The sequence below is a fragment of the Streptomyces sp. HB132 genome, assembly GCF_016909575.1.
In the GTDB taxonomy this organism is placed as follows: domain Bacteria; phylum Actinomycetota; class Actinomycetes; order Streptomycetales; family Streptomycetaceae; genus Streptomyces.
In genome coordinates this window covers 209,089-221,868 of the sequence record NZ_JAFBGA010000002.1, presented here as the reverse complement: position 1 = coordinate 221,868, position 12,780 = coordinate 209,089, and the positions used below count along the sequence as shown (strand labels likewise).

General features: G+C 69.4%; 11 protein-coding genes. 7 read left to right on the top strand and 4 right to left on the bottom strand.

Going from position 1 to position 12,780, the window contains the following annotated elements; all coding sequences use genetic code 11:
- Positions 1 to 61: 61 nt before the first annotated feature.
- Complete coding sequence (locus JOC24_RS05255; protein ID WP_205018931.1) at positions 62 to 1,912, bottom strand: S9 family peptidase; 1,851 nt, start codon at positions 1,910 to 1,912, stop codon at positions 62 to 64.
- 89 nt (positions 1,913 to 2,001) lie between these two features.
- Between JOC24_RS05255 and JOC24_RS05250 the strand changes: the two genes are divergently transcribed.
- Positions 2,002 to 2,838: a class I SAM-dependent methyltransferase gene (locus JOC24_RS05250; protein ID WP_205018930.1), complete on the top strand. Its 837-nt coding sequence runs from the start codon at positions 2,002 to 2,004 to the stop codon at positions 2,836 to 2,838.
- A gap of 50 nt (positions 2,839 to 2,888) precedes the next feature.
- Positions 2,889 to 3,308 carry a nuclear transport factor 2 family protein gene (locus JOC24_RS05245; protein ID WP_205018929.1) on the top strand — a complete coding sequence of 140 codons (420 nt, stop codon included), beginning with the start codon at positions 2,889 to 2,891 and terminating at the stop codon, positions 3,306 to 3,308.
- Between the two features lie 104 nt (positions 3,309 to 3,412).
- On the opposite strand, the gene JOC24_RS05240 is transcribed toward JOC24_RS05245, so the two are convergent.
- Together JOC24_RS05240 and htpG are read right to left on the bottom strand one after the other, a co-directional pair.
- Complete coding sequence (locus JOC24_RS05240) at positions 3,413 to 4,207, bottom strand: SGNH/GDSL hydrolase family protein (RefSeq protein ID WP_205018928.1); 795 nt, start codon at positions 4,205 to 4,207, stop codon at positions 3,413 to 3,415.
- Between the two features lie 357 nt (positions 4,208 to 4,564).
- Positions 4,565 to 6,475 carry a molecular chaperone HtpG gene (gene htpG, locus JOC24_RS05235; RefSeq protein ID WP_205018927.1) on the bottom strand — a complete coding sequence of 637 codons (1,911 nt, stop codon included), beginning with the start codon at positions 6,473 to 6,475 and terminating at the stop codon, positions 4,565 to 4,567.
- A 175-nt stretch (positions 6,476 to 6,650) separates the two neighbouring features.
- Here htpG and JOC24_RS05230 point away from each other — a divergent pair, with 175 nt between their 5' ends.
- Complete coding sequence (locus JOC24_RS05230) at positions 6,651 to 7,895, top strand: damage-control phosphatase ARMT1 family protein (RefSeq protein WP_205018926.1); 1,245 nt, start codon at positions 6,651 to 6,653, stop codon at positions 7,893 to 7,895.
- Here JOC24_RS05230 and JOC24_RS05225 read toward each other — a convergent pair.
- Positions 7,870 to 8,523: a TetR/AcrR family transcriptional regulator gene (locus JOC24_RS05225; RefSeq protein WP_205018925.1), complete on the bottom strand. Its 654-nt coding sequence runs from the start codon at positions 8,521 to 8,523 to the stop codon at positions 7,870 to 7,872. The genes JOC24_RS05230 and JOC24_RS05225 overlap by 26 nt on opposite strands.
- A 116-nt stretch (positions 8,524 to 8,639) precedes the next feature.
- Here JOC24_RS05225 and JOC24_RS05220 point away from each other — a divergent pair, with 116 nt between their 5' ends.
- From JOC24_RS05220 to JOC24_RS05210, 4 genes are all read left to right on the top strand, one after another.
- Positions 8,640 to 9,197 (top strand): NAD(P)H-dependent oxidoreductase, encoded by a 558-nt coding sequence (locus JOC24_RS05220; RefSeq protein ID WP_205018924.1) that lies wholly within the window; start codon positions 8,640 to 8,642, stop codon positions 9,195 to 9,197.
- Positions 9,198 to 9,700: 503 nt separating this feature from the next.
- Positions 9,701 to 9,841, top strand: a complete 141-nt coding sequence (locus tag JOC24_RS34145) for a hypothetical protein (protein WP_374104476.1) — start codon at positions 9,701 to 9,703, stop codon at positions 9,839 to 9,841.
- Positions 9,842 to 9,991: 150 nt separating this feature from the next.
- Positions 9,992 to 10,699, top strand: coding sequence for a 4-carboxy-4-hydroxy-2-oxoadipate aldolase/oxaloacetate decarboxylase (locus JOC24_RS05215; protein WP_205018923.1), 708 nt, complete (start codon positions 9,992 to 9,994; stop codon positions 10,697 to 10,699).
- Complete coding sequence (locus JOC24_RS05210; RefSeq protein ID WP_307792633.1) at positions 10,696 to 11,826, top strand: 4-oxalomesaconate tautomerase; 1,131 nt, start codon at positions 10,696 to 10,698, stop codon at positions 11,824 to 11,826. The genes JOC24_RS05215 and JOC24_RS05210 overlap by 4 nt, the downstream gene beginning before the upstream one ends.
- Positions 11,827 to 12,780 lie beyond the last annotated feature (954 nt).

Here is a 12,780-nt window from a genome sequence, read left to right as displayed (position 1 = left end):
CCCCGGAGCGGGGTGCACCATTTATCCGGACCTTATGCCGTCGCCCTCTACGGCCCCGCCCCTATCCGCGGCCTTCCTCGTCTTCCCGGACCTGCGACCTCCCGAGGTGCCGCAGCACGAAGTCCAGCTCCAGTCGCACCTGCTTGATCCGCTCCTCCACGACGAGTGAGCCGTGACCCGCGTCGTAGCGGTAGACCTCGTGGACCGCGCCCCGGGCCGTGAGGCGGTCCACGTAGTTCTCCACCTGGCGGATCGGGCAGCGTGGATCGTTGACGCCGGCGGAGATGTAGACCGGAGCGCGCACGGCGTCCACATAGGTCAGCGGGGAGGACGCCTCGAAGCGCTCGGGAACCTCCTCCGGGGTCCCGCCCAGCAGCGTGCGGTCCATCGCCTTCAGCGCTTCCATCTCGTCGTGATAGGCGGTCACGTAGTCGGCGACCGGGACCGCCGCCAGTCCGAGGGCCCAGGCGTCCGGCTGCGTACCGAGCCCGAGCAGGGTCAGGTAGCCGCCCCATGACCCACCGGACAGCACCAGCCGGTCCGGATCGGCGAGCCCTGACTTCACCGCCCACTCGCGGACGGCCGCCACGTCCTCCAGCTCGATCAACCCGACCCGGTGCTTGAGCGCGTCCGTCCAGGCTCGCCCGTAGCCCGTCGAGCCCCGGTAGTTGACGCGGACGACGGCGAAGCCGTGGTCCACCCACGCGGCGGGCCCCGATGCGAAGGCGTCGCTGTCGTGCCAGGTGGGCCCGCCGTGTATCTCGAAGACCGTGGGGAACGGCCCGTCACCCGTGGCCGGAGTCTGAATCAGTGCGTGGATACGCCCTCCCGGCCCGTCCACCCAGGCGTCCCGCACCGGCACCGAGGCCGGAGCCTTCGCGCCCGGCGGGTCGAGAACGACGGAGCCCGCCGTGGACCGTACAGCGGGCGGCTGGGCGGCGGACGACCACAGATACTCCACCGTGCCGTCAGGGCGGGCCGTGGCACCCGACACCGTCCCGGAGGGGGTCTCGACCCGCACCGGCCCGGCGGCGCCCGGCTCGTAACGCCACAGCTCGCTGCGTGCCTCGAAGCTGTGCTCGATCAGCAGCGCGGATCCGTCCGGATACCATTCGGCTCCCACGTCACCGGGCAGATCGATCGGCAGGTCGGTCTGCGTCCCCGCAACCGGGTCCCAGATCATCGCCTCCCACCGCCCGCGCCGCTGATGCCCGATCAGCAGCCGGGTGTCACCGGCCACTGGCGCGAAGGCCAGCACCGACAGGCCCAGCTCCTTGGTGCCTCCCTCGGTGTCGTCCAGCTCGGCGACCGTCGAACCGTCAGGGCGCACCACCCGCAGTGCGGAGTGCATCGCGTCGCCGTGCTCCGTGTGTTCCAGCGCGATCAGCGTCCCGTCGTGGGAGAGGTCGCCGACCCCGGCGGACTCCCGGTGCCGGTAGATCTCGCTCGGCTCCGCCCCGGCACGCACCAGGTGCACCGTGGTGCCGTCCTCGTCCGTCGAGCGTCCGACCACCGCTGTGCCGTCCCTGCCGATCGCGAGTCCGGCCGGATACGAGGCCTCCAGACCGGGCGCGGCCGGCTCGTCCGGACCGCCGCCGAAAGGCTGCCGCATCCACACGCCGAACTCGTCGCCGTCGGTGTCGGCGAACCACCAGATCGCCTCGCCGTCGGGTGTCAGCACGCCGTCGGTCGTCCCGTTCGGCCGGTCGGTCACCTGGCGCTGCCCGCCGGTCACCCGGTCCCAGGCGTACAGCTCATAGGTGCCGGTGGCGTTGGAGACGAAGAGCGCGCGGTCGGGAGCGTCCTCGGCCCAGTCGGGCAGGGACACCCTTGCAGCGCGGAAACGCTGCTCCCACTGCGGCGGCTCCTGCTCCCGCTCCGGTACGGACGCGTCGTTCTGTGTGTCGCTCATGACCCCATCCAACCCGATGTGGCCACTGTGCCGGGCAGCCTGTGGATAACTGTTCGCACGCACCCCCAGCCTGTGGGTAACTTCTCGGCATGCACTCACCGACCCCCGACGACTGGCAGGAGGCCAATCGCGCCCGCTGGGACGAGCGCGTGGCGATCCACGCGGCCAGTGACTACTACGATCTGGACGCCTTCCTGGCGGGCAAGGACGCCTTGCGCGGCTTCGAGCTCGCGGAGGTCGGTGACGTGACGGGCCGGACACTGCTGCACCTGCAGTGTCACATCGGCCTCGACACCCTTTCGTGGGCGCGCCACGGTGCTGCCCAGGTCGTGGGCCTCGACTTCTCCGAGCCCGCCGTCGAGGCCGCGCGCGGCCTGGCCCGTTCGCTGGAACTGTCGCCCGAGCGGGCCATGTTCGTCGCATCCGATGTGTACGACGCGGCCCAGGCGGTGCCGGACTCCGCGTACGACATCGTCTACACGGGCCTCGGTGCCTTGAACTGGCTCCCGGACGTGCGCCGTTGGGCGGAGGTCGTGGCGTCGCTGGTCGCACCGGGCGGGTTCCTGTACCTGGCGGAGTTCCATCCCGTGACCGACTGCCTGGACGACGAGACCGGCTCGAGGATCGCCTACGACTACTTCAGCAGCGACCCCTGGGTGGACGACTCGCCGGGCACCTACGCCGACTTCGGTGCCACGACCGTCCACAACCGCAGCGTCGAATGGCAGCATCCCGTGGGCGAGGTCGTCTCGGCGTTGGCGGCGGCCGGGCTGCGGATCGACTTCCTGCACGAGCACGACGCGACGCTCTTCGCCCGCTACCCGGCGCTGGTGCGGCATGCGGACGGCTACTACCGTTTCCCGGTCGACCGCCCGCGCATCCCGATGATGTATTCGGTCAAGGCGTCACGGCCCGTCAGCGGCTGAACGGGACGGCGGACGGCCGATTGTCAGTGGCAGGGGCCACACTCGGGGCCATGACTGAAACGGCCGGCGGTGCGGGCGGGGTGTGGGGGGCGGCAGAGGTAAGGGCAGCGGTGGAGGCCTACTGGGCCGCGGCCGACGCCCGCGACTGGGAAGCCTTCTCGGCCACCCTCGCCGACGACGTGGTGTACGACCTGCCGCAGACCCGTGAGCGCGTCATCGGCAAGGAGCGCTACGTCAGGTTCAACCGCGAGTATCCGGGCGACTGGCATGTCCGGACTGAGCGGATCGTGGCCGACGGGGAGGCCCGGCAGGCCGCCGTCCGGACACTGGTGACGGTCGGGCGCGAGGAGATGCACGCCGTCCACTTCTTCACGTTCGACGCGGACGGCAGGATCGCCGGAGTGACGGACTTTTGGCCGGAGCCCTACGAGCCCCCTGCAGGCCGGGATCACCTGGTCGAGCGGTACTGAGTCCGCAGCTCCCCGGAAAGACCCCTCCACGCTTGGCGCCACCGCCCTCCGACAGGCCGGAGGGCGGTGGCACCGCGAGCGGCGGACGGGCCGCTCTACGCGCGTTACGCCGCGGAGCGGAAGGCCGGCAGATAGCCGTTGGACTGCCCGACGGCCTTCGGGTGGTAGGAGTTGGTGACCGGGATGGACACGCTGTGGATCCACGCGTCACCGGAGCAGAGCTCGTGCCCGGTGAACTCGTCGACCACGCTGGAGAAGGTGAACCCCGCATCGGCCGCCCGCTTGGCGAGCACCCCGTTCAGCACGTCCGAGGCGTTGTTGATGGCTCCGCGCTCGGTCTCCGTGAGCCCGGCGATGCAGCTGCCCGACAGCTTGTAGAAGCGCGGGTATCCCAGGACCACCACATGGGCCTGCGGAGCGCGCGAGCGGATTCCCGCGTACAGGGAGTCGAGACTTCCGGGCAGCGAGCTCTGCATCTGGGAGACCGCTGTGTTCACCCGGTTCACGCAGGTGGCCTCGCTCTGCAGGACACACGTCTGCATGACGTCCGCGAACCCGACGTCGTTGCCGCCGGCCGTGAGGCTGACGAGCGTGGTCGACGAGCTCAGCGCGCCCAGCTGGCCGCTGGACACGGAGGACGTGGTCGCACCCGAGCAGGCGACGAACGCGAACGACGACGGAGCGTTCGCGTTCTTCCAGAGATAGGGGTACGCGTTGGTGCTGCGCTTGCAGTCGCCGCTCTCCGAGGTGTAGCTCCCTGCGCCCACTCCGGAGGAGTAGGAGTCACCGAGAGCGACGTAGTTCCCGCCGGCCGCAGATGCTGGTTGGGCGAAGCCGAGTATGGCCACGGCGGCGATCGCGAGGCTGGAGAGAGATGCCCGGAAGGTACGTACTGACATGGCTGCCAGCCCTTCGAAACGTGGGGGATGAGTGGGGAGTTCGTGGGGCGAGCACGTTTGTAGCAGCTTCCGGTACTCGGCGGTAATGGCCGCGGGGAAAGTCGTCTGATATGCCCGAAGGATCGTTCGGCAGACGATGCTCCGCGCGTAGATAAACCTTCAACGGGACCCCGAAATGGTGAAGTTGCAGGACTCCTCGACACTCTTGGTGGCTCCGCTCAGTCACCTCGCCGGGGCGTCCGTCGGTTCGGGTGTGTGAACACTGCCGTCGCCGCGCCGCCTTCACGACTCCCCTCGCACCGCACATGACTGCGGCCGCCAGGAAACCTGGCGGCCGCAGTCATGGGACGGTCGGGGCTAGAGCGTGCGCTCCAGACGGTCCGCCATCAGCTTGCTGAAGCGCGAAGGATCGCTCAGCTCGCCACCGTCCGAGAGAAGCGCCAGTCCGTGGACGAGCTCGGCCGTCTCGGCCAGTTCGGTACCGCCACTCGCTTCGGCGCTCTGCTGGGCGTACGCCTTGTTCAGCCCGCTGATCAGTCCGTGCGACGGGTTGAGTTCGAGGATGCGCTTGATCTGCGGCACCTCCTGGCCCATCGCGCGGTACATGTTCTCCAGCGCCGGGGTGACATCGTGCGTGTCCGAGACGATGCACGCCGGCGAGACGGTCAGCCGTGAAGAGAGGCGCACCTCCTTCACGGTGTCACCGAGCTGCTCCGTCATCCAGGTCAGCAGACCGGCGTACTCCTCCTGCTGCTTCTCACGCTCGGCCTCGACCTCCTTCTTCTCCTCGTCGGTGTCGAGGTCGACCTCGCCCTTGGCGATCGACTGGAGAGGCTTGCCGTCGAACTCGGGAACGGACTGGACCCACACCTCGTCGACGGGGTCGGTGAGCAGGAGGACCTCGAAGCCCTTCGCGCGGAAGGCCTCCATGTGGGGCGAACTCTCCATGGCCGCACGCGACTCGCCGGTCATGTAGTAGATCTGCTCCTGGCCCTCCTTCATCCGCTCCACGTACGAGCGCAGAGTGGTGAGCCCCTCCTCGTCCTGGGTCGAGGCGAAGGAGGAGATCTCGAGGATCGCGTCGCGGTTCTCGAAGTCCTGGAACAGCCCTTCCTTCAGGACCCGGCCGAATTCCTTCCAGAACGTCGCGTACTTCTCGGGGGCGCCGGACCTCAGATCCTTCACCGTCGACAGCACCTTCTTGACAAGACGACGCCGCATCATTTCGATCTGGCGGTCCTGCTGGAGGATCTCACGCGACACATTGAGCGAAAGGTCCTGTGCGTCGACGACACCCTTCACGAAGCGGAGATACGTCGGCATGAGCGCTTCGCAGTCATCCATGATGAATACGCGCTTCACATAGAGCTGAACGCCGCGCTTGTGGTCCTGCATGAACAGGTCCTGCGGTGCGTGGGACGGCAGGAAGAGCAGCGCCTGGTATTCGAAGGTGCCCTCCGCCTGCATGCGAATGGTTTCGAGGGGTTCGGTCCAGTCGTGGCTGATGTGCTTGTACAGCTCGCTGTACTCCTCATCGGTCACGGAGTCCTTCGACCTGGCCCACAGCGCCTTCATCGAGTTGACCGTCTCGGTCCCGGGTTCGGCGCCCTCCTCGCCCTCCGCGGCCATGCGGATCGGCCAGGTGATGAAGTCCGAGTAGCGCTTGACGATTTCCCTGATCTTCCAGGGCGACGTGTAGTCGAAGAGCTTGTCCTCGGTGTCCTCGGGCTTGAGCCGCAGCGTGACCGACGTGCCCTGCGGCGCGTCGTCGACGGACTCGACTGTGTAGGTGCCCTCACCGCTGGACTGCCAGCGCGTGCCCGTGTCCTCGCCCGCGCGCCGGGTCAGCAGGGTGACCTCGTCGGCGACCATGAAACTCGAATAGAACCCGACACCGAACTGCCCGATGAGTTCCTCGGATGCGGTGGCGTCCTTGGCTTCCTTGAGTTCCTGGAGGAACTTCGCCGTACCGGAATTGGCGATCGTCCCGATCAGTTGCACGACCTCGTCGTGCGACATTCCGATGCCGTTGTCGCGCACGGTCAGTGTGCGCTTCTCCTGGTCGGCTTCGATGGCGATATGGAGGTCGGACGAGTCTGCCTGGAGTGTGTCGTCGCGGAGCGTTTCCAGTCGCAGCTTGTCCAGCGCGTCCGAAGAATTGGAAATGAGCTCACGCAGGAAGACATCCTTGTTCGAGTAAATCGAATGGATCATCATCTGCAGGAGCTGGCGCGCTTCTACCTGGAACTCGAACGTCTCGGCCGGCATGGGTGCGGGTTCCCTTTCCTGGGGTAAGTGATCTGAGCCGCTGTACATCGTAACCAGGCGCCGGGCCGCCCATGTGCCGGTTCGGTCACGGTCGTTGACCGCCCCAGCGCACGGGCGGTGGACACGCGCACCCGCTGCGGGATGCGGATCCGCCCCACCGGGCAGACTGGGGCGCATGGGCGATACGCGAGCGACTTCCGGGACCGCGGGGGGCCTTGGCCTCCCTCCTGTGATCACGTGCCGGGAGCCGGGCAGCTTCGCCCGGGGCGTCATGGCCGAGCGTCATCCGGCGCTGATCGAGCAGGTGCGGGAGGCCTTCCCGTACGGTCCTCGGCAGCACCGCGCCCTGGACGACCTGCTGCACGAGATCGCCCACGGGGTCGTCGAACCGCTCGGCCCGGGCAGCCCCGACCGTGAGCTCTGGCTGGCACGGGGGCCGGAGTACTTCGGGCAGCCTTGGTTCGACGCCCCGTTCCTCTGGGCCGAGAGCTACTTCTACCGCAGGCTCCTGGGGGCCGTCGGCTATCTGGACGAAGGCCCCTGGCAGGGCGTCGACCCCTTCGCCCCCTTCAAGCGCGCCGAGCTGAGCGGCGAGCTGGTCGAGCAGGAACTCCGCTCCCTGGACGACCTCGCGGGCGTCCCCGCAGCGGAGCGGGCGACAGCTCTCCTCCAGGGGTCACTCTGGGGCAACCGTGCCGATCTCGGCTTCCGCGGCCCGGCGGGCGAATCCGCCCCGGCCGAGGCCGTCCCCGGTCTGGTCGCCGACGACAGCGCGGCGCTCTGGGCGCTCCTGCCGCCGGAGTCCCGGACCACCGTCGCCGTCATCGCCGACAACACGGGCCGCGAGCTGATCCCCGACCTCGTCCTCGTCGACCATCTGCTCGACCACGGCCGCGCAGGCCGGGTGCTGCTCTATGTGAAGCCCCGCCCGTACTACGTCTCCGACGCGATGACGGCCGACGTCGTCGACTGCCTGCGCCGTCTGAGCGGCGCTCCCGGAGAGGCGGGCGCGATCGGCAGACGCGTCCAGGAGGCCATGCGGTCCGGTCGGCTCGAAGTGCGTACGCACGCGTTCTTCTGCGCCCCGTTCCCCTACGAGCGGATGCCCGAGGATCTCCGGGCGGAGCTGAGCGCCGTGGCGCTGACCGTCCTCAAGGGGGACCTCAACTACCGGCGGCTGGTCGGCGACCGGCTGTGGCCGGCGACCACGTCGTTCGCCGACCTCACGGCGTACTTCCCGGGGGCCGTCGCCGCGCTGCGCACGCTGAAGTCCGACGTCGTCGTGGGCCTGGCCCCGGGGACCGTCGACGCCCTGGACCGGTCCGGACTCGCGTGGCGCACCAGCGGCACGCACGCCCTGATCCAGGTGCGTGCGGGGCACGACGTGGCAGCCGTCAGCGTGCCACCCCGTGCCGGGTGACGAGATCGTGCCAGCCCTGCTCCAGCCGTTCGACGCGCATGCCACGCTCGCACGTCAGGTGATGCACGAGAGTGGCGTCGACCGAACCCAGCAGGGTATGTGCGACGAGCTCCCGATCGCCCTCCGCACGCGCCTCGCGCAGCAGCATGGCCACATGGCTGAGGCGTAGCCGGTACGCGGGCACGGCGTAGGCGCGCAGCGGGTCGGTGCGGGACGCCAGGATCAGCTCGTGGTGGTCCAGTTCGTGACGCATCACCGCGGGCCCGAAGGCGTGCAGCCGCTCCGCGGCCGGGGCGCCGGGACCCATGGGGGGCGGCCCGGAGAGGAAGGCGGCCTGCAGCAGGGACTCCCGGTGGTCGAGGAGCGCGATGAGCAGACCCGTGCGGTCCTTGAAGCGCCGGAAGACGGTTCCCTTACCGACTCCGGCGGCGGCGGCCACCGACTCCATCGTGAGATTCGCCGCCCCGCAGTGAGCCAGGAGCCGGGATGCGGCGTCCAGCAGGAGCGCCCGGTTGCGTGCCGCGTCCGCCCGCAGTTGCTCGGGTTCGCCGACGGCGGCGAGCGTGAGATCCGCACGCACCTCACCGAAGGCGGCCGGCCCGGGCGGCGGAGGAAGGGAAGCGGTCATGACGCCAGGGTAGCGCCGCGAAGGATAAGTGGACCACGGTCCGTTTAGGTGGTACAACTTTAAACGGACCATGGTCCGCTTACTTCTGCAGTCTCCGTCTCCCAGGAGCTTCCCCCATGTCTGTACGCATCCTCGCCCTCGTCGGCAGCCTCCGCGCCGGCTCCCACAACCGTCAGCTCGCCGAGGCGGCCGTCAAGCACGCGCCCGAGGGTGTCGAGGTCGAGCTGTACGAGGGTCTCGTCGACGTTCCCTTCTACAACGAGGACATCGACGTCGAGGGCGGCGTTCCCGCCGCGGCCGCCCAGCTGCGCGCGGCGGCCGGCCGGTCCGACGCGTTCCTGCTGTTCTCGCCCGAGTACAACGGCACCATGCCGGCTGTGCTGAAGAACGCGATCGACTGGCTGTCCCGCCCGTACGGCGCCGGCGCCCTGACCGCCAAGCCCGTCGCCGTGGTCGGCACCGCCTTCGGACAGTTCGGTGGCGTGTGGGCGCAGGACGAGGCCCGTAAGGCGGCCGGTGTCGCGGGTGGAGCCGTCCTGGCCGAGGCCAAGCTCTCCATCCCCGGCTCAGTGACGCGCTTCGCCGAGCTCCACCCGGCGGACGACGCCGAGGTCGTCACCTCGCTGACCGAGGTGATCCGCCAGGTCGCCGAGGGCGTCACGGCTGCCGTCTGATCCACCTCCGGCGGCGGATGCCGCAATACCGTCCTCGTGCCGCCCGGTACGCCGTGGGCCCGGTCCCTCTCCAGGAGAGGGACCGGGCCCACGGCGCGTCGCGGGTCGCGCTCGGCTCCCGTCGCAGCCGCCGCAATATGCCGACAGGATTGTTGACAATTCTGTCGGCGTGGATTTAGGTTCGACAGGCACTCACTCAGGGGAGCGACGATGCCGAAACAAGCCGGTCCGACCGGTGGGGCGCATGGTGAGCGTCGACGAGGCCGCCATCACCGAGTGCCGCACGGCCCCGGAAGACCTCCGCTCGGCCAGGGCTGCCGTGGCGTCGAGCGACGAGGGGGCTGGACCGGCCCACAGGGATCGGCGAGGCCATCGGCCAGGGCGATCACCCGTGGCGATTCCATCCTCCACTCCGACCTGAACCATGAACCGCATTCAGGGTCGGGGAGTCCACCGGCCAGCAGACGGCCGTATCGCTCCTGGAGCGTCCGAGCGGCCGGCTGGTGCGTCACAGGCTTCCACTCGCCCTGAGGCCCGGGCGCTCCCCGCAGTCCCTGAGTGCACACCTGGCCGTGATCGAAGCGATCGGGGCCGGGGAGCCGCAGCCGGCCGAGACGGCCGTCCGCTCCACCGGGCGAGCGTGATCGAAGCACTTCGCCGGTCACGCGCACCGCCTGATCGGCGCACCGTGTGCACTGTCGCGCCGCGCCGCGCCGGTGGGTACGAAGTCCTGTCCCCAGCAAGGAGAGTCCAGCCATGACGACCGAGACGGCCCGGATCGCGGAGCGGCCGGCATGAGCGGCATCATCGTCACCGGTCCGCCCAGGGCGGATGCGCGGGATGTCGAGGCACTCGCCGGATACGGCGTCGCCACCGTGAGCGAGGCGATGGGACGCACCGGTCTGCTCGGCCCCGGACTGCGCCCGATCCAGGAGGGTGTACGGATCGTGGGCAGAGCGGTGACCGTGCTCAGCCGGCCCGGCGACAACCTCATGATCCACGCGGCGGTCGAGCAGTGCGGCGAGGGCGACGTCCTCGTCTTCACCACCACCTCGCCCTCCACCGACGGCATGTTCGGGGAACTGTTCGCCACCGCACTGCGCAGGCGAGGGGTGCGCGGCATCTTGATCAACGCGGGCATCCGCGATACCCAGGAACTGCGCGACATGGGCTTCGCCGGGTGGGCGAAGGCCGTCTCGGCCCAGGGCACCGTGAAGGCGACCGGCGGTTCGGTCAACGTACCGGTCGTCATCGAGGGCCAACTGGTCCGTCCCGGTGACGTCATCGTCGCCGACGACGACGGCGTGGTGGTCGTGCCCCGCGAACACGCCCGCCGGACCGCCGAGGCGTCCGAGGCGCGGGAGGCCGAAGAGGCCGACGCGCGCCCGGACTTCCTGGAGGGCCGCCTCGGCCTGGACCGGTACGGGCTGCGGGAGAAGCTCGGCAATCCAGGCGTGCGGTACACCTCGTACGAGGACCACGCGCGGGAGGCCGGGGCGTGACCGGGGGACCGGCGGAGGTGCGCTGCCTCCTGATGCGGGGCGGCACGTCGAAGGGCGCCTACTTCCTGGCCGACGACCTGCCGCGGGATGCGGCCGCCCGTGACGGTCTGCTCCTGCGGATCATGGGCAGCCCCGACCCGCGCCAGATCGACGGTCTGGGCGGGGCGCACCCGCTCACCAGCAAGGTCGCGGTCGTCTCCGTACCGGACGACCCGGACGTCGATGTGGACTACCTGTTCCTCCAGGTCGCCGTAGACGCGGCGGAGGTGTCCGACCGTCAGAACTGCGGCAACCTGCTCGCCGGGATCGGCCCCTTCGCCGTGGAACGGGGCCTGGTCACCGCCGTGGACGGGCACACGTCCGTACGCATCAGGATGGTCAACACCGGTGACCTGGCCACGGCGACCTTTCCCACTCCCGGGGGGCGCGTCGACTACACGGGGACTGCACGGATCTCCGGGGTCCCGGGGACCGCCGCGCCGGTGCTGATCGAGTTCGAGCAGGGCGTCGGTCCACTGCTGCCCACCGGCCGGGCCCGCGAGCTCATCGCCGGGACGTCGGTGACCTGCGTCGACAACGGAATGCCGACCGTACTCATCCCGGCCCACGCCCTGGACATCACGGGCTACGAGACTCCGCAGGAGCTCGAGGACGACACCGTCCTCCGCGACCGCATCGAGAGGATCCGGCTGGAAGCGGGTCCTCTCATGGGCCTCGGCGACGTCCAGGACGCGACGGTACCGAAAATCAGCCTGCTGGCCCCGCCCGCCGGTGACGGCGCGGTGACGACCCGTACCTTCATCCCGCACCGCTGCCACACCTCCATAGGCGTCCTGGGAGCGGCCGGCGTCGCCGCCGGGCTGCGCGTCCCGGGCAGCGTCGCCGAGGGCATCGCCCGGCTCCCCGCACACGGGGACCGGCTGCGCATCGAGCACCCCACCGGGTTCCTCGACATCGAGGCCGGTATCGGGACCGGTGCGGACGGTACCCCCACGGCCGGCCGTACCGCCGTGGTGCGTACCGCACGAAAGATCTTCGACGGCACCGTCTTCCCCGGGCCGGAGCGGACAGCTCCGACAGCCTGCGCCTCCTCGCGAGACGCCGCAGGCGACTCCCCCTCTCGATGACGTCGCCTTCGTCGAACTGCCGCCCCGCACCTGGACGGCAGCCGGGGGAGGGACCTGTCCCGCGAGCGCTTCGGCGACGAGGCGATCGTCTCCGAGCCGTTCATCCCGCCGCTCCGCGGTCGGCTTCCGGCTCCCGGGAAACCCCCAGGGCACTGACCTTGTGTTTCGGCTGTCGGCGTGGCGGGATTTGAACCCACGACCTCTTCGTCCCGAAGCGACTCGGGACGCTCGCTGTTCTTGGGCCCGTGGGCGATCTACCTGCGCTGCTCTTCCGCCGACGCCCACAGCTGTTCGCGGCTGTCCATCGCCGTTGTCACGCAGTTGGACACTCACCTTGCCTCGCACGCGGAGCGGTGGCCGCGGGCGGGTATAGGTCGACCACCGGCCACGGCCACCCGGACCGGGTATCCGTCTTGGGCATGGCTTGCTGACCTATGCCGCACGCAACACTGCAACGATGCTGTGGGCCTTCGCGGTGACCGTTTTATCGTGCCGACCGTCGCTTTGTACGTCCGACGCCTGCGCGGTGGGGACACGAGGAATCGAAAATCTCGGCGGTAAGCCTCTCGACTCGACCCATGTCCGGGTGTGCCCTCAGGCAGGCGTTCAAGACGGCCGAAGGGGTAGAAGCGGCCGGCGGGACCCCAAGGTGCTCCGGCGCAGCTTCGTGTCCCTGCCGTCCGACCGTGGTGTCCCGTCGGAGGCGTTCTCTCGCCTCGTCGGCCGCATCGGGACGGCCGTGACTGAAGAGGTCTACCGAGAACAGATCCGCCCTGCGAACCAGACCGGTGCCGTGGTCATGGACGGCATCCAGCACGATCACAAGCGGTAGTCGCGCAGAACTACACGCAGCAACGTCAGAGGGCCCAGTGCAACTAGCGCACTGGGCCCTCTGACCTGCTATTTCAGCTGTCGGGGTGGCGGGATTTGAACCCACGACCTCTTCGTCCCGAA